The organism is Anoxybacillus tepidamans PS2 (assembly GCF_000620165.1).
Taxonomy (GTDB): Bacteria; Bacillota; Bacilli; order Bacillales; family Anoxybacillaceae; genus Anoxybacteroides; species Anoxybacteroides tepidamans_A.
Genome location: NZ_JHVN01000012.1, coordinates 32,638 through 49,245 on the forward strand (window position 1 = coordinate 32,638; position 16,608 = coordinate 49,245).

Below are 16,608 nucleotides of genomic sequence, written 5' to 3' on the forward strand. Positions count from 1 at the left end.
ACGAATCGAGCGAGCGCATGCTTTTGTGCGCTAACTAGGGTGGTACCGCGGGAAGTTCAACCTCTCGTCCCTTGTACGGAAGGGCGCGAGGTTTTTTTATTTTCTATTTTGTTAACACTTGTGAAATAGAAAGAGAAGGATGGGAGGACACGACATGAGTTTCAATCACCGTGAGATTGAAAAGAAGTGGCAGAAGTATTGGGAAGAAAATAAAACGTTTAAGACGACGGAAGATGATGCGAAACGAAAATTTTATGCATTGGATATGTTTCCGTATCCGTCTGGTGCTGGTCTCCATGTAGGTCACCCAGAAGGATATACAGCAACTGATATTTTGGCGCGCATGAAGCGCATGCAAGGCTATAACGTGCTTCATCCGATGGGATGGGATGCGTTTGGCTTACCGGCTGAGCAATACGCATTAGACACTGGAAATGATCCAGCCGAATTTACTGAGAAAAACATTAATAATTTCCGCCGCCAAATTAAATCGTTAGGCTTTTCTTATGACTGGGATCGCGAAGTAAATACAACTGATCCAAATTACTATAAATGGACGCAATGGATTTTCTTAAAGCTGTACGAAAAAGGGTTAGCGTATATCGACGAAGTGCCTGTCAACTGGTGCCCAGCGCTTGGAACGGTTTTGGCGAATGAGGAAGTTATAGACGGAAAAAGCGAACGCGGCGGGCATCCGGTGATCCGTAAGCCGATGAAACAATGGATGCTTCGCATTACGGCGTATGCGGATCGCTTACTTGAAGACTTAGAAGAACTCGATTGGCCAGAGAGCATTAAAGAAATGCAACGCAACTGGATCGGCCGTTCAGAAGGAGCGCATGTCCATTTTGCGATTGATGGGCATGATGAAACGTTCACCGTCTTTACGACTCGCCCAGATACGTTATTTGGCGCGACTTACGCCGTGCTTGCTCCTGAGCATCCGCTCGTCGAAAAAATTACGACGCCTGAACAAAAAGAGGCAGTAGAAGCATATTTACAACAAATTCAAAGCAAAAGCGACCTTGAGCGCACAGATTTGGCGAAAGAAAAAACAGGTGTATTCACAGGCGCCTATGCAATTAATCCAGTAAACGGGGAAAAATTGCCGATTTGGATCGCTGACTATGTGTTGATGAGCTACGGCACAGGGGCCATCATGGCAGTGCCGGCGCATGACGAGCGCGACTATGAATTTGCGAAAAAATTCCACTTGCCGATTAAGGAAGTCGTCGCCGGCGGCGATGTAACAAAAGAACCGTACACAGGTGACGGTGAGCATATCAACTCTGAGTTTTTGAATGGGTTAAATAAAGAAGAAGCGATTAAGAAAATGATCGAATGGCTCGAGGCAAACGGAAAAGGCGAAAAGAAAGTATCGTATCGCCTTCGCGATTGGCTATTTAGCCGCCAGCGTTATTGGGGCGAACCAATTCCGATCATCCATTGGGAAGACGGCACGATGACGCCAGTGCCGGAAGAAGAGCTTCCGCTTGTGCTTCCGAAAACAGACGAAATTAAGCCATCTGGAACAGGCGAATCGCCGCTTGCCAATATTGAAGATTGGGTGAATGTCGTCGATCCAAAAACAGGGAAAAAAGGCCGCCGCGAAACGAATACGATGCCGCAATGGGCGGGAAGCTGCTGGTATTACTTGCGCTATATCGACCCGAACAACAGCGAGCAATTGGCCGATCCGGAAAAATTGAAAAAATGGCTGCCTGTAGATATCTATATTGGCGGTGCGGAGCATGCGGTGCTTCACTTGTTGTATGCTCGCTTCTGGCACAAATTTTTATACGATATCGGCGTCGTGCCAACGAAAGAGCCGTTCCAAAAACTGTTTAATCAAGGCATGATTCTTGGTGAAAACAACGAAAAAATGAGCAAATCGAAAGGCAACGTCGTCAATCCGGATGATATTATTGAAAGCCATGGCGCCGACACATTGCGTTTATACGAAATGTTCATGGGGCCGCTTGAAGCGTCGATCGCTTGGTCGACAAAAGGTCTCGATGGTGCCCGTCGCTTCTTGGACCGCGTTTGGCGTTTATTCGTTGAAGAAAACGGCGAGCTCAATCCGAAAATCGTCGATCAGGCAGAAGGTGATACGCTTGAGCGAGTGTACCATCAGACAGTGAAAAAAGTAACTGAGGATTACGAGGCGATTCGTTTCAATACCGCGATTTCGCAATTAATGGTATTCATTAATGAAGCGTATAAAGCGCCTGTTCTGCCAAAAGCATATATGGAAGGGTTCGTGAAATTGTTGTCTCCAGTTTGCCCGCATATTGCCGAAGAGTTATGGGAAAAGCTTGGGCATACGAATACGATTGCCTATGAAGCATGGCCGGCTTATGATGAAGCGAAACTCGTCGAAGATGAAGTGGAAATCGTCGTACAAGTAAACGGTAAAGTGCGTGCGAAATTACATGTACCAGTCGACGCCTCAAAGGAACAGCTCGAGCAAATCGCGATGGAAGACGAGAAAATTAAAGAACAAATCGAAGGAAAGACCGTGCGTAAAGTCATCGCTGTTCCAGGAAAATTAGTAAACATTGTCGCGAATTAATTGAGTCGAATGAGTCTATCCCCCGCTGCCCGTTAGGCGGGGGACTATATTGATAAAAGAAAGGAGACTGTGTCATGGAAGAAATTAAAGAAATTACAGCGGAAGAGCTTAAACAAAAGCTAGAAAGAGGAGAACGCTTAAATTTAGTAGATGTGCGTGAAGATGAAGAAGTAGCACAAGGCATGATTCCAGGCGCAAAACACATTAAAATGGGCGATATTCCGAATCGATTGAATGAGTTCAATAAGGATGAGGAATACATTTTTATCTGCCGTTCGGGAGCGCGCAGCGGCAACGTTTGTTATTATTTACAAGAGATGGGTTATAAAGTACGCAATATGGTTGGCGGCATGCTGGCGTGGGATGGAGACGTTCAATAAAAAAAGGGGCTGGTCGCAAAAAGTCGGTTGAGCGACTTTTTGCGACCAGCCTAAATGTCGTTTGAAAGTTTTAGATCAATAATCTGGGAAGATAACGTTAGGGGTTACTGAAGGGCTTGTGTTTGATGCAGCCAACCCAACCCCCAACACTGTCACCATCGCAAGGATGGAAGTTAAAATCATTTTTTTCATAGTGACATTCCTCCTTTTAAATAATAAATTGTTTTCTTTTTTTGTTAGCTAATTGATAATAATAGCTGCTTTTTTTATATAAAAATTTTTTTGCATACATATCCGCAAGTTTTTCGTAACAGTCCGTTAAATAAAGCCAATCGTACGTTTGTTCAAAAAACGGAATGACGACATCTTCAAGATATTTCTGCAATTCTTCTTCTTTTTTATGTATCTCCAAATAGAGACAATGGAATTTATGCGTAAGATGTTCAGCAATTTTTATTTCCCCAAGCTTTGCAATAGAGTTTGAAATCCACTTGATCGCGGATGGAATATCGTTACATAGAGCATATTCGTTAGCAAGGTGATACGTAGTTGTTAAATATTCAAGTTCATTTTTCTCATAGTCTAAGCTTTTTAAATAGTAGTCGATCGCTTTTTGCCGATCGCCTTTTATTGTATGTAAATAACCAAGGTTGTGAAGAGTTTTTCCAATGATGTTTGTTAAATTCAATGATCGGGCGATGTTTAGAATATTGTGAAAGTAATGTTCGGCTTGGTTGAATTGCCGAATAAATACATAACTAATACCAATGGCAAGCTGACAATCAATGCTTCTTAAATACTGCGAAGAGGAATTGAATAGTTCGAGCGCTCGATGGCCGTATATTAATGTTAGCGAAGGCCGACGTAAATGACAGTAAGTAAGAGCTAAATAATAAATTAGCTCAGGTTCCGTGTAGCGCATTTTATCGCTGATGTTTTTAGCTGCTTCGAACTTTTTAATCCCGTCTTCATATTGTTGGTGAAGGCATAAATAAATGCCGTAAAAACAATAGAAATAAAGCAACTGCCCGTTTGAAAGCTTTTCTTTTATCTCATCAAAATATTCGAGCAATTCTAAAGCTGAAGTCAGTTGCTTCTTATAAAGGTAATAACGTAATAGAGTTAGTTTGTAATTAATAATGAGATTGATATTTTCGATAGATTTAACTTTTTCTGGAAGTATGTTGGCATAGTGATCAGCTCTTTCAGTATCACGATCAATGATTGACTGATACCACGACAAAATCTCCTCGTTGAACTGCCTCTGTTCGGAGATGATATTTTCGTAGCTGAGTCCTAGCCTTGCGAGCAACATCGCAACGATTTCCTGATTTGCAACAATCTTGTTGTTTTCGAGTTTGCTTAAATAAGGAACTGAGCATATTCCTTTTGACAGCTCTTCTTGCGTAATGCCTTGCTGTTGGCGATTAATTGCGATAATCGCTCCCATATTTACTTCTATATTATCCCTTAAAATGTACATATGCAATGCCCAACCCCTTTTTTTGTATTGAGAAAATCAATGAGAAAAAACATCTATTACACAATCTTTTTTGAGTAATTTTCTCAATATCGTTTCCGGTGTTTGTGCCTATATATTTTATTTTAACATATCTACCGAGAAGCCTCCCACCTCTAAGCGAAGTGTAGGTGGGGGATGAATCGGATGTTTTTCTTCATAAAACAGAACGTATGTGCTATAATTACCTTAGACAAATTGTAGCGAAAGGAGGAATCTCGATGCTCCGCGGTCAAAAAGTCGCCTTTCGTGCCTCCAAGAGGGATCTCAAACGGCTGGTGGCCTGCAACCAGGGGTCGGCTCGCGTCTGGAATGAGTGTCGCCGGCTCGCGAAAGACTACTTCCTTCAACACGGCCGCCGTATTTCAAAAAGTGAACTGCAAAAGCACACGAAAGGCCGCTTCCATCTCCACAGCCAGTCGATTCAAGCGGTTTGCCACAAGTATCTCTTCGCACGACAATCGGCACACGCCGCCATTCAAAAAGGACTTCATCATGCTCGCTACCCATACAAACAAAAGAAATTCTTCAACACGAAATGGGCGAAAGATGGGTTCAAAGTGTACGAAAATGGAACCATTGCCTTATCGATGGGCATCCATAATGGAAAAAGAGAAGAACCGATCCTCGTCCATGTCTCCCACTTACCCAAAGGAACGATCAAAGAGATTGAGTGTTGTTATAACCACGGTTGGTACTTGGCTATCACCTACGACGACGGTCAGAAAGCGAAAACGTATCAACCGGGATGTTCCGTCGGTGTCGATCTCGGTGAAATTCATACGATCGGCGCCTTTTGCGAAAACGGCCAAGCCCTCTTGATTACAGGGAGAAAGGTACGTTCACTTCATCGGCTCCGAAATAAGAAATTGGCCGACATTCAACGACGACAATCCAAATGCCAAAAAGGCTCCCGCCGCTGGAAAAAGTACGAACGAGCCAAACGATACCTCTTATCGAAATCGGAACGCCAACTGCGGGATGCGCTTCATAAAACGACGAAACAATTCGTGGACTGGTGCCTCGCTCAATCGGTGTCGGATGTATACCTCGGAAACGTCGAAGGAGTGCAGCGACACACGAGAAAGAAAAAGAAAGTCCACCGGAAGCAAGCACAAAAGCTCTCCAATTGGTCGTTCGGAAAAGTGAAGCAATACTTGGCTTACAAACTAGCTCAACAAGGTATTCGTTTGAAAGAAACCGATGAGTCTTATACCAGTCAGACATGTCCTGTCTGCCAAAAAAGACAAAAAGGTTCCCGACGAATCTTTGCTTGTTCTTGCGGGTATCAAGAACATCGGGACATTCATGGCGCCCGCAACATTTTGAGCAAGGCACTTTATCAACGAATGGTCCCGTGGCACATGCCAGCGACGCTCACGTATCTACGGATTGCATAAGCAAGAAGTAGTAGATGGGTTGGACCGCCCCATCGGTGACAGACCGATGTTGCTTACCGAATCGGTCAAGAAGGCTTCCGATGCGAGCATCGAGCGGAAGAAGCCTGCCTTCTTCTGCGTTGAAGCTTCTTTGATCGAGTGGTAAGAAACTCCTACCTCTAAATGAAATGTAGGTGGGAGAGGTTCATTTTACTCTATAAAATGTATAAAGTATATTGAGAAAATGAGACTTTGTAAGTTTTACTATAAAAATACGAATATGGAAATTTCTCAATACAATTATATTATTAGCGATCATAATATTCAAAATGTACTAAAATTGAAGAGGTGATTGAATGAAAAAGAAATTTTTATCTTTAGGTTTAGCGGCGGGGCTAACCGCCCAAGCATTCCTTCCGTACAACGCTTTAGCAGCCACAGCAAAAGAACACATTTCGTGGAATCAGCAATTTAAAACCCCTCAATTTGTCTCCGGCGAGTTATTAAAAGCAAGCAGCGTATCCCCAGAGGAATTAGTTTACCAATATGTTGAGAACAACAAGGGCATGTTCAAATTGTCTAACCAAAACGCGAAAGAAGCGCTCCAATTGAAGGAGAAGAAAAAAGATGAATTAGGCTTTACATTTATGCGGTTTCAACAGACGTATAAAGGTGTTCCCGTCTTTGGCGCAACAGTGACAGCACACGTGAAAGATGGTACGCTTACGGCTTTATCGGGCACAATAATGCCTGACTTAGACACAAAAGCTTCATTGAAGAGCGAAAAGAAGCTAACAGCTAAAGAAGCGCGCGCCATCGCTGAAGCGGATGTAGTGGAAAACGTCACAAAACAAGTACCGCAATATGAAGAAGGAAAAGATACGGAGTTTGTTATTTATGTCAATGGTAATCAAGCGAACTTGGCCTATGTAGTGAATCTTAATTTCTTAGACCCGGTGCCGGGAAACTGGATCTATATTATTGACGCGGTTGATGGGAAAATTTTAAATAAATTCAATCAAATTGATACAGTGAAGTCCGGCGGTGTTAAACCAGTAACAGGAACAGCAACTGTCGGAGTAGGTAAAGGTGTGCTCGGCGACCAAAAATATATCAATACAGTTTATTCTACTTCTTATTATTTGCAAGATAATACGAGAGGAAACGGAATCTATACGTATGATGCGAAAAACCGTTCTGTGCTTCCAGGAAGTTTATGGACGGATGCGGATAATCAATTTTTTGCCACTTATGATGCACCTGCTGTTGATGCTCATTACTATGCAGGCGTAACGTATGATTACTATAAAAATGTTCATAACCGCCTCAGTTATGATGGAAACAATGCGGCGATTAAATCTTCGGTCCATTATAGCCGCAATTATAACAACGCGTTTTGGAACGGGTCGCAAATGGTGTATGGCGATGGCGACGGTCAAACGTTTATTCCATTTTCCGGTGGAATCGACGTTGTTGCTCATGAACTGACGCATGCAGTGACAGATTATACAGCGGGTTTAATCTATCAAAATGAATCGGGCGCCATTAATGAATCGCTGTCCGATATTTTTGGCACATTAGTTGAATATTACGCAAACAAAAATCCAGATTGGGAGATTGGGGAGGATATTTATACGCCGAACGTGCCGAACGACGCGCTTCGCTCAATGTCCGATCCTACAAAATACGGTGATCCAGACCATTATTCAAAACGTTATACAGGAACGCAAGATAATGGCGGCGTTCATACGAACAGCGGCATTATTAACAAAGCGGCGTACTTATTAAGCGAGGGAGGCACGCATTACGGAGTGACAGTAACGGGAATCGGCCGAGATAAAACGGGTAAAATTTTTTATCGTACGCTAACGCAATATTTGACGGCCAACTCCAACTTTAGCCAGCTTCGGGCAGCAGCTGTGCAGGCCGCAACGGACTTATACGGAGCTACAAGCCAAGAAGTGAATTCCGTAAAGAAAGCGTTTGATGCGGTAGGAGTGCAATAGATTAATGAAAATATTTTAGGAGCGGAGTGTCTATGCTTTCGCTCCTTTGTTTTACAAAAAATCATCAGCTGACAAAGGTTTTTTCAATGATTGATGGAATATATGGTTAAGGAGGATTGACATTATCATGGAAAATAATTTTCGGTTATTTATAAATATTTCCGCTCAGAGAATGTGCCAGCATTATTTGCCAAAACTGCTAGAAGCGATTCGATGTTTAGACGAAAAGGAGCTTTGGCTGTGCGAGACAGAAGAAACCAATTCTATTGGCGGGATTGTGTTGCATATTTGCGAGCATATTCGAAGAAACACGTTGCAGCTCTCAAATTCAGCTATACAGTTTTCTAGCGGAATTGAAGAATATTTTCCTAATGTTCATTGGGCTTCCGCGCCATTATGCGAATATGTACAAAAAACATTTGCAGAATGGCAGAAGGAAATGGAAGAACTTCTCGAGAATCCTGACAAACTGGACATGCATCGCATCTATCATCTAGTCGAGCATACGGCTTATCACCTTGGACAAATAATTGACCGCACGAAGCGGTTGAAACGAATTTCGTTTCAGTTTTGCCAGAAAGGGCTGAACGAAAAATCGCTAAGGGAGATGATCGAAGCAAAATGTATAAAGTGAAAATCTTTGATGAAGAGCACGAAAAAGATTTGGAAATAGCGGTGAATAAATTTTTAGCTGGGCTCCAAGAAGGCCAGCTCATTGATATTAAATACGACGTCGCTTTAATGGAATCAGAAGGGGAACAAATTTATTGTTTTTCGGCGATGGTGATTTATCGAGCTTAGTTGCAGAAAGACTAGTTTGATTGTTCGTAACATATTCATCAAGAAATCTCCACTTTAAAACGAAATGGAAATGGGGTCGCAAATCAAGCCGATATTTTGATGATGAAACGAGTTGATTAATTAAATACTGGAGGGAATGTCGTGCTAGGAATACAAGTAAAGAAATCCAATGACAATTTAGTGATCCGCTGGCTGTTATCGAAAATAGAAATACCTATTTCCGAGGTTGCAACAGTAACGCTTGATGATACATATGGCGGAGAGGAAAAAGAAGCGATTAGAATCGGTGCTCCATATGGCACTTGTGATAGAGTTGTAATTCGAACGAATCGTAGCACTTATATTTTGTTTACCGATCATGCTCGTTCCATTCGCGATAAAATTTGTTCGTTGATAAACAAATAGTTTCAGCGGAAACGAAAGGAACAATCGAGCTTTAAAACAAGCAACAATGCATCCTTAAGACAAAGGATACATTGAGCCTAGCTGAGATAGCTAGGCTCGATGCGATAATGCGTATTTGGCGGCGTTGGTTCCGGCGAGCCGTCCGGTGACGAAGGCGGCGGTAATGTTATATCCGCCGGTGTAGCCGTGGATGTCTAAAATTTCCCCACAAAAATAAAGTCCCTCCATCAGCTTTGAGGCCATTTCTTTTGGATGGATTTCCTTCACCGATACGCCCCCGCCGGTGACGAATGCTTTTTCGAGCGGCAATGTGCCGTGGACGTGAAAGGTAAAATTTTTGCAGCTGGAAACAAACGCGCGCACTTTCTCATGTGAGAGCATACCCGCCGGCGCTTGCGGGTCGATTCCGTTTTTCTCTAGCAAAAATAATAAATATCGTTCTGGAAGCAGCCCTTTCAATACATTTTTGATTGCCTTTTTCGGCTCGTTCTTGATCGTGGCGCTGATTTTTTGAAACAATGCTTCTGCATTGTCGTCAGGAAGCGCATCGATGCTCATCGTCACCGCATCGGATTTTTTTAATTCTTTGACGACGAATTGGCTGCAGCGGAGCGCGGCCGGACCGGAAATGCCAAAATGGGTAAAAATCATGTCCATTCGGTGGGTCACGACCGTCTTTCCTTTTTGATTAAGCACGCTCAACGCGATATTGCGCAGGGAGAGCCCTTGTAGCGTTCGCTCTTGGATAAAGCGTTCGTTGGATGTAATCGGCACTTCGGTCGGGAATAGCTCTGTCACGGTATGTCCCGCTTTTTCCGCCCATGCGTAGCCATCTCCGGTCGAGCCGGTATGGGGAACGGATTTTCCGCCGACGGCGACGACGACGCTGTCAGCTGCGAAGAACTCTCCTGTTTTTAATGTAACACCGACCGTTTTCCCGTTTTCATATTCAACATCGGCGACGGGACTGTTTAAACGAGTATGTACACCTAGCCTCTGCAGCTCGTTAATCAGCGCGCGAACAACAGATTGGGCATCGTCTGTCACCGGAAACATCCGGCCGTGATCCTCTTCTTTCAACGCAACGCCGAGGCGTTCAAAAAATCGAATAATATCCTCATTGTTAAAGACTGAAAACGCGCTATATAAAAAACGGCCGTTGCCTGGGATATGCTTGATGATCTCATCGACGGGCAGCCGGTTTGTCACATTGCAGCGTCCGCCTCCAGAAATCGCGAGCTTGCGGCCGAGCTTGTCCCCCTTATCAATGAGAAGAACGTTCGCTTTTTGTTCCGCTGCCGCAATGGCCGCCATTAAGCCAGATGGTCCGCCGCCGATGATGATAACATCGTACTTCATTTGCCTCACCGTCCTTTCTTTTTCTATTATAGTCAAGAGAATAAAATTTCTCGACTGCGTGGTGAATGTGATAAAATACAGTAGTTGTGAAAAGTTGCATTCTAGGGAAGGGATGTTATGTCAGCTTCAAAATTGCTGCGTGGAACGTTTATTTTGACAGCAGGCGTCTTGCTTTCGCGCATTCTTGGATTAGTGTATGTAGTTCCGTTTCATCCGCTTGTTGGCGAGCGGGGAGGAGCGCTTTATTCGTATGGATACGTGCCGTACCAAATTTTTATCAGCCTTGCTACGGCCGGGGTGCCGCTTGCGGTTTCAAAATTTGTCTCGAAATATAATGCGTTAGGGGAATACCGCACTGGTTACCGGCTTTTCCGCTCAGGGCTATTGTTGATGACGATCACAGGCATCGTTGCGTGTGCGATTCTTTATACAATCGCTCCATGGATTGCTCCGTTTGTCATTGACAAACAAATAGAAGGAAATTCTGTTGCTGATGTTGTCACAGTTATTCGTGCCGTCAGCTTCGCTTTAATTATCGTGCCGGTGATGAGTTTAATCCGTGGTTTTTTCCAAGGACATGAGTCAATGGGGCCGACTGCTTTGTCACAAGTCGTAGAACAGTTGATTCGTATCATTTTCTTGCTAGCGAGCTGCTATATTGTGTTGCGTGTCATGCACGGTTCGCTTGTGACAGCAATCAGTTTGGCGACATTTGCGGCGTTCGTCGGTGCGCTCGGCGGGCTTGCGGTGCTCGTTTGGTATTGGTGGAAACGAAAAGCGCATTTAGCACAACTGCTTGAACAAGACCGGGGACAGCTTCATCCGCCGCTAAAAGACATGTATAAAGAGTTAATTATGTATGCTGCTCCGTTTGTGTTTGTTGGGCTCGCGACACCGCTTTATCAGCTCATTGACCAGTTCACGTTTAACCGGGCGATGGCAAGTATCGGGCTTGCGAAAATTTCTGAGGAAGCGTATTCCATTTTTAATTTATGGGCGCAAAAGCTTGTTATTATTCCGGTGACGCTAGCGACGTCTTTTGGATTGACGCTCATTCCAACGATTACAAAAGCGTATGTCTCCGGTGACCGGAAATCGTTGCGCAAATATTTAAACCAAACGTTTCAAGTTGTGATGTTCTTAACTGTTCCGGCAGTTGTCGGCATGGCGATTTTAGCAGAGCCGGTGTATGCGGCATTTTACAGTCATGATTCGCTCGGTGAGCAAGTGCTTCGTTGGTATGCGCCGACTGCGATTTTATTTGCGATGTTTTCTGTTACCGCTGCGGTATTGCAAGGAATCAATCAGCAGCGCTTTACTGTTGTGAGCCTGACGCTCGGGCTGTTAGTGAAGCTTTCGCTGAATACATTTATGATTGAAAAGTTCGCCACCATCGGCGCGATTTTAGCAACAACGTTCGGTTATTTGATTTCAGTCGTGTTCAATTTATTAATCATCAAAAAATACACAAACTATCGTTATAATTTTGTCATTCGCCGGACCGTTTTAATAACGATTTTTACAGCGATCATGTCCGCGGGAGCGGCGGCCATGCTGCATTTGTGTAAATGGATGTTCCATTATCAAGGCGGAAGAGTCGAATCGGTAGTCATTGTGATCATTTGCGCGGCGGTTGGTGCCGTGATCTATTTCCTATTAAGCGAGCGAATCGGGCTCATTGCCTCTTTGTTCGGCAATCGTTTTGCGTTTTTGCAAAGGAAAAAGAAGGCGGTTTCGTAACCGTCCTTCTTTTGTCTCAAGCGTCAAAATCCATCCGTATAAGGGATGCCGAGCTGCCGTTCGACGCGCTGAAGCCGGCGATTAAGGCGGTTGATTTGATTGGCTTGGCGCTCAAGGGTTCTCTCAATTCGGTTTAACCGTTGTTCAATGTTTCCAGGATAGCCTGGGTATCCACCTGGATGGCCTCCGGGAGCACCTCCAGGGTAACCGCCAGGGGTGCCTCCAGGATAGCCGCCAGGAAATCCCCCTGTATACGGCGAAGTGCCTGGTTGTTGTTGGCGATAGTCCGTCATGGGCAAATCTCCTTTCTGATTTTTTCTTAAGCATTGTATGTGGATATGGGAAGATGCGGACTAGACAAACGCCCAATTTTCATTTTGGTTCTGAAAGGAGCGTTCACATTGGGATTACGAATCGATAAACTGCTGGCGAACATGGGATATGGAACGCGCAAAGAAGTAAAAAAACTATTAAAATCCGGCGTCGTTAAAATTGATGATGTAATTGTTAAAGACCCAAAAACACAAGTGAATCCGGATGTGCAAATTGTCACTGTATGGGGAGAGGAAGTAGAGTACAAAGAATTTATTTATTTAATGATGAATAAGCCGCCGGGAGTGATTTCCGCAACAGAGGACGACGTAGAAGAAACAGTTGTCGATTTACTCGAGGAGGAGGATAAAGTATTTGAGCCATTTCCGGTTGGACGGCTAGATAAAGATACAGAAGGATTACTTTTGTTAACAAATGATGGACAGCTCGCTCATCAGTTACTGTCACCGAAAAAGCATGTGCCGAAAACGTATTTCGCCGTTATTGATGGCGAGGTTACTGAGGAAGATGTTGCCGCGTTTCGCCGTGGAGTGATTCTTGACGATGGGTATGAGACGAAGCCAGCGGGACTAGTCATTTTAAAGTCTGGAATTCGTTCAGATGTGGAAGTGACAATTACAGAGGGAAAGTTTCATCAAGTGAAAAGAATGTTCCAAGCGGTGGGAAAGCGTGTCGTTTATCTAAAGCGGCTGCAAATGGGGCCGCTGTCTCTTGATCCGTCTCTCCAACCCGGGGAATACCGGGAATTGACGGAGGAGGAAGTGGAGCTTTTGAAAAACTTTTCCCCGCAGGAAGAGATAAAAAAAGGGAACCTCTAAGGTTCCTTTTCTATATGCATCATATGTTACATTCTTTAGTTACGGCATGTTGAGGCTAATGGCTGCCTTATAACCCCTCACCTTTTTCTCTAATGACCAACTAAGAGGACATTCTCACTTTTTTATTAGTTGTCGTCCACTTGCCCTTGCTTGGACTGTGAACTAGGTCATTATATGCCAACACGTTTAAATCACGCTGAATCGTTCGTGGAGTGATGCCAAATTCATCAACGAGTTCCTGTGTCGTTACGGTGCCTCTCTCGCTGATAAACATGTAGACCGATTTGATACGCGTTAGCATCCGATGAGTCGAAGGTTTCAAAAGACCACTCCCTATCATTGCATAATTCGCATGGCACAACATCATCGCTGCTTCTAAGTGAGAGATTATTTTTTGTTGTTTCTTTTTACTACTATTTTACACGAATACAACCGAAACATGCTACACATTTGCTTCGATTTATAAAATATTTCAACATTTTTCATCTGTTTGTAACGAAAGTGTAATATACCACCTTTTGACTTTTTTTAGATATTTGTGATACGTTGACAAGCGAGGATATCGAGAAGGAGTGAACGAGTGTGAGCATCAATTGGATGCAGGAAGTGCTCAAGCGAAAAGATGAACTGATTCGGGATACACAGGAATTTTTACAAATTCCGAGCGTGCTTGATGAGGAAAGTGCGACAGAAGAAGCGCCGCTTGGAAAAGGGATCAATGATGCGTTGCAATTTTTATTAAAGCGAGGAGAGAAAGAAGGACTTATTGCGAAAAACGTCAATGGATTGGCTGGACATTTGGAGATGGGACAAGGTGAACAACTAATAGGGATTTTATGCCACGTAGATGTCGTTCCGCCTGGAGACGGCTGGACGAGCGACCCGTTTTCTGCGGACATCCGAGACGGGAAAATATATGCGCGTGGAGCGATTGACGATAAAGGACCAACAATGGCAGCGTTTTACGCGATGAAAATTATAAAAGAACTTGGTTTGCCGCTCAATAAGCGAGTCCGGATGATTATTGGCACAGACGAAGAAAGCGATTGGCGGTGTGTAGACCATTATTTTCAGCATGAAGAAATGCCGACGATGGGGTTTGCGCCGGATGCCGATTTTCCGATCATTTATGCAGAAAAAGGCATTGTTGATTTTGATTTAAAACAAGAAGTGTCCCATTCGCATGTAGAAGCGGAAGTAAAGCTTCAATCGTTGAAGGCTGGAAGACGATATAATATGGTTCCAGATTGGGCCGAGACGGTTTTGCAGGCGGACAACGGTTTGCTTGTTGACATTGAGCAACGTTTTCTTCATTTTCTCGCATCTAATCATTTGAAAGGAAAGGCAGTGGTAGGGGAAGGTGTGACCACGCTTCAGCTTGAAGGGATTTCTGCGCATGCGATGGAGCCAGATCAAGGAAAAAATGCCGGTTTGTTGCTGGCAAACTTTTTGACAGGAATATCGCTTGATTCACAGGCGCAATTGTTTGTTCATTTTCTCGACCGCTATTTCAATGGCGATTCGCGCGGAAAGAAACTAGGGATCGCTTACTCAGATGAGATTACGGGAGATGTAACAGTTAACGTCGGCATCCTTTCTTACAACGCGGAGTCGGGAGGAAAAATAGGGATCAATTTGCGCTATCCGGTAACGTGCGATATAGAAGAAACAAAGAAAATACTCGAACAATTGGCGCAGCAATCCGGATTTATATTAGAAAGTTTCAGCGATTCAAAACCGCATCATGTCGACCGAAATCACATGCTCGTTCAGACGTTGCAGCGCGTGTACGAAGAGCAGACGGGAGAGCGGGCCGAGCTTTTGTCGATCGGCGGCGGTACATATGCCCGTTCTTTAGAGGCTGGCGTAGCGTTCGGGCCACTGTTTCCGGGAAGGCCTGACGTTGCTCACCAAAAAGACGAATATATTATTATTGATGACTTGCTGAAAGCAACTGCCATTTATGCTCAAGCGATTTACGAACTTGCGAAGTGAAAATCCTTCCAGAATATGTTACAATAAAAACAAATACCGCTCGATCATGGGCGGTGTTTTTTCTGAGTATGGAAAGGACGGGGGACAACATGGAGTTTGCTGTAAGGCGCGAAGGATCAGCGCTGAAAATGATTTTTCCGTTATTTTATTTTTCTACTTTTTTTGGATTTGGGTCGCTTTTTCCGCTTTTATCGGTATATTTAAAAAATGAGATTGGGCTTTCAGGAACTCAAATTGGGATGGTTATGTCGATTAGCCCGATTGTTATGATTTTTGTTCAGCCTCTTTGGGGAATGATTAGCGATTATACGAGAAAGCCTGTGACTGTATTAACGATTGCGCTTGCCGGTACGGCTTTGATCGGTCTCATTTATTCTTCGATTCATCAATATATATGGATTGTAGTTGTTGCTGCGCTTTTAGCGTTTACGCAAAGCGCCATTGTTCCGCTTTCAGATAGCATTGCGTTGGGCTATGTACAAAAGATGGAAGGAAATTATGGATCAATCCGTCTATGGGGAGCCATTGGATTTGCGGTAGCGGTTCTTGCGGGCGGTTGGTTGTCGGAAACCTTTTCTCTAACCGTAATTTTTTATGTGTTTGCCTTTATTTTATTACTCTCAGCTGCTCTTGCTTGGAAGCTGCCGCGCGAAAGCCGGCCGATGAAGATGACAATCGGCCAAGGAATGGCGCAGCTGTTTAAAATTCCGAAGTTTGTTTTGTTTTTAATCGTTACATTTCTTGTATTTGGGCCGATTTATGCCAATAATTTTTATTTCAGCGTGTTTGTAAAGGAAATGGGCGGGACGCTGACAGGAATCGGGTTCGCTTTTTTGCTAGCGGCGGGAAGTGAAGCGCCATTTATGAAAATTGCCGATGGATTGATTCGCCGATACGGACTGCTGTTTATTTTAGCATTTGCAGCCACCATTTCTGCTCTGCGTTGGTTTTTTTATTTTTTTGAACCTTCGTTGCCGCTCATTTATGCGACAACTGTCGCTCAAGGGTTTTCCGTCGGTTTATTTATTCCGGCCGCTTTGCAATACGTGCGGGATATCGCGCCGGAAGAGGTGAAAGTGACTGCTGTTTCGCTATACTCAGCGGTTGGAAACGGATTAGGAAGCTGGTTTTGCACATTTGTAGGCGGATATATTTTAGAACACAGCCATGTTGGAAATATCTATTTCTTTTTTAGTTTATTAACGTTTGCCGGCCTTGCGATTTTAGCGTTCATCGTAATGAACGAAAGGCGAAGCGTAAAGGATATCTCATAAGGGATATCCTTTTTTTATAGAAGGGAA

At 43.9% G+C, this 16,608-nt stretch carries 15 protein-coding genes and 1 other annotated feature (1 of these 16 only partly in view); of the genes, 11 read left to right on the plus strand and 4 right to left on the minus strand.

Features of this window, described 5'->3' with window-relative positions; genetic code table 11:
* Positions 1-75: a binding site (T-box leader), on the plus strand (it extends 153 nt beyond the left edge of the window).
* Positions 76-154: 79 nt separating this feature from the next.
* Together leuS and N667_RS0110830 are read left to right on the plus strand one after the other, a co-directional pair.
* Positions 155-2,572: a leucine--tRNA ligase gene (leuS, locus tag N667_RS0110825; protein ID WP_027409589.1), complete on the plus strand. Its 2,418-nt coding sequence runs from the start codon at positions 155-157 to the stop codon at positions 2,570-2,572.
* 74 nt (positions 2,573-2,646) lie between these two features.
* The gene (locus N667_RS0110830) at positions 2,647-2,952 is read left to right on the plus strand and encodes a rhodanese-like domain-containing protein (RefSeq protein ID WP_027409590.1); all 306 of its coding nucleotides are present in this window, start codon (positions 2,647-2,649) and stop codon (positions 2,950-2,952) included.
* 208 nt (positions 2,953-3,160) lie between these two features.
* Here N667_RS0110830 and N667_RS0110840 read toward each other — a convergent pair whose 3' ends face one another.
* Positions 3,161-4,435: a helix-turn-helix domain-containing protein gene (locus N667_RS0110840; protein ID WP_232223958.1), complete on the minus strand. Its 1,275-nt coding sequence runs from the start codon at positions 4,433-4,435 to the stop codon at positions 3,161-3,163.
* Between the two features lie 257 nt (positions 4,436-4,692).
* On the opposite strand from N667_RS0110840, the gene N667_RS0110845 reads away from it, so the two are divergent.
* From N667_RS0110845 to N667_RS0110865, 5 genes are all read left to right on the plus strand, one after another.
* Positions 4,693-5,871 (plus strand): RNA-guided endonuclease InsQ/TnpB family protein, encoded by a 1,179-nt coding sequence (locus N667_RS0110845; protein WP_027409592.1) that lies wholly within the window; start codon positions 4,693-4,695, stop codon positions 5,869-5,871.
* Positions 5,872-6,206: 335 nt separating this feature from the next.
* Positions 6,207-7,856, plus strand: coding sequence for a M4 family metallopeptidase (locus N667_RS0110850; RefSeq protein WP_027409593.1), 1,650 nt, complete (start codon positions 6,207-6,209; stop codon positions 7,854-7,856).
* A gap of 127 nt (positions 7,857-7,983) precedes the next feature.
* On the plus strand, positions 7,984-8,490 hold the full coding sequence (locus N667_RS0110855) for a DinB family protein (RefSeq protein WP_027409594.1): 507 nt from the start codon (positions 7,984-7,986) through the stop codon (positions 8,488-8,490).
* Positions 8,478-8,657 carry a sporulation protein Cse60 gene (locus N667_RS0110860; protein ID WP_027409595.1) on the plus strand — a complete coding sequence of 60 codons (180 nt, stop codon included), beginning with the start codon at positions 8,478-8,480 and terminating at the stop codon, positions 8,655-8,657. Before N667_RS0110855 ends, N667_RS0110860 begins: the two co-directional genes overlap by 13 nt.
* A gap of 141 nt (positions 8,658-8,798) precedes the next feature.
* A complete protein-coding gene (locus tag N667_RS0110865) occupies positions 8,799-9,062 on the plus strand; it encodes a hypothetical protein (RefSeq protein ID WP_027409596.1) in 264 nt (87 codons plus the stop codon).
* A gap of 90 nt (positions 9,063-9,152) precedes the next feature.
* Here the strand turns inward: N667_RS0110865 and N667_RS0110870 are convergent, their stop codons facing one another.
* Positions 9,153-10,421 carry an NAD(P)/FAD-dependent oxidoreductase gene (locus N667_RS0110870; protein ID WP_027409597.1) on the minus strand — a complete coding sequence of 423 codons (1,269 nt, stop codon included), beginning with the start codon at positions 10,419-10,421 and terminating at the stop codon, positions 9,153-9,155.
* A 117-nt stretch (positions 10,422-10,538) separates the two neighbouring features.
* Here N667_RS0110870 and N667_RS0110875 point away from each other — a divergent pair, with 117 nt between their 5' ends.
* On the plus strand, positions 10,539-12,161 hold the full coding sequence (locus N667_RS0110875; RefSeq protein ID WP_027409598.1) for a polysaccharide biosynthesis protein: 1,623 nt from the start codon (positions 10,539-10,541) through the stop codon (positions 12,159-12,161).
* A gap of 23 nt (positions 12,162-12,184) precedes the next feature.
* Here N667_RS0110875 and N667_RS0110880 read toward each other — a convergent pair whose 3' ends face one another.
* Positions 12,185-12,454, minus strand: a complete 270-nt coding sequence (locus tag N667_RS0110880) for a hypothetical protein (protein ID WP_035098764.1) — start codon at positions 12,452-12,454, stop codon at positions 12,185-12,187.
* 108 nt (positions 12,455-12,562) lie between these two features.
* Between N667_RS0110880 and N667_RS0110885 the strand changes: the two genes are divergently transcribed.
* Positions 12,563-13,312: a pseudouridine synthase gene (locus N667_RS0110885; RefSeq protein WP_027409600.1), complete on the plus strand. Its 750-nt coding sequence runs from the start codon at positions 12,563-12,565 to the stop codon at positions 13,310-13,312.
* Between the two features lie 100 nt (positions 13,313-13,412).
* On the opposite strand, the gene N667_RS19470 is transcribed toward N667_RS0110885, so the two are convergent.
* Positions 13,413-13,634, minus strand: a complete 222-nt coding sequence (locus N667_RS19470; protein WP_084279132.1) for a DeoR family transcriptional regulator — start codon at positions 13,632-13,634, stop codon at positions 13,413-13,415.
* A gap of 260 nt (positions 13,635-13,894) precedes the next feature.
* Between N667_RS19470 and pepV the strand changes: the two genes are divergently transcribed.
* A complete protein-coding gene (gene pepV / locus N667_RS0110890; protein WP_027409601.1) occupies positions 13,895-15,307 on the plus strand; it encodes a dipeptidase PepV in 1,413 nt (470 codons plus the stop codon).
* Between the two features lie 89 nt (positions 15,308-15,396).
* Complete coding sequence (locus N667_RS0110895) at positions 15,397-16,581, plus strand: MFS transporter (protein WP_027409602.1); 1,185 nt, start codon at positions 15,397-15,399, stop codon at positions 16,579-16,581.
* Positions 16,582-16,608: the final 27 nt, after the last annotated feature.

Excerpts from the sequence above, each read along its gene's own strand:
- N667_RS0110860 (WP_027409595.1), top strand. The coding sequence starts at position 8,478 with ATGTATAAAGTGAAAATCTTTGATGAAGAGCACGAAAAAGATTTGGAA.
- N667_RS0110880 (WP_035098764.1), bottom strand. The coding sequence starts at position 12,454 with ATGACGGACTATCGCCAACAACAACCAGGCACTTCGCCGTATACAGGG.
- N667_RS0110830 (WP_027409590.1), top strand. The coding sequence starts at position 2,647 with ATGGAAGAAATTAAAGAAATTACAGCGGAAGAGCTTAAACAAAAGCTA.
- N667_RS0110855 (WP_027409594.1), top strand. The coding sequence starts at position 7,984 with ATGGAAAATAATTTTCGGTTATTTATAAATATTTCCGCTCAGAGAATG.
- N667_RS0110850 (WP_027409593.1), top strand. The coding sequence starts at position 6,207 with ATGAAAAAGAAATTTTTATCTTTAGGTTTAGCGGCGGGGCTAACCGCC.
- N667_RS0110870 (WP_027409597.1), bottom strand. The coding sequence starts at position 10,421 with ATGAAGTACGATGTTATCATCATCGGCGGCGGACCATCTGGCTTAATG.
- N667_RS0110875 (WP_027409598.1), top strand. The coding sequence starts at position 10,539 with ATGTCAGCTTCAAAATTGCTGCGTGGAACGTTTATTTTGACAGCAGGC.
- N667_RS0110845 (WP_027409592.1), top strand. The coding sequence starts at position 4,693 with ATGCTCCGCGGTCAAAAAGTCGCCTTTCGTGCCTCCAAGAGGGATCTC.
- N667_RS0110840 (WP_232223958.1), bottom strand. The coding sequence starts at position 4,435 with ATGTACATTTTAAGGGATAATATAGAAGTAAATATGGGAGCGATTATC.
- leuS (WP_027409589.1), top strand. The coding sequence starts at position 155 with ATGAGTTTCAATCACCGTGAGATTGAAAAGAAGTGGCAGAAGTATTGG.
- N667_RS0110895 (WP_027409602.1), top strand. The coding sequence starts at position 15,397 with ATGGAGTTTGCTGTAAGGCGCGAAGGATCAGCGCTGAAAATGATTTTT.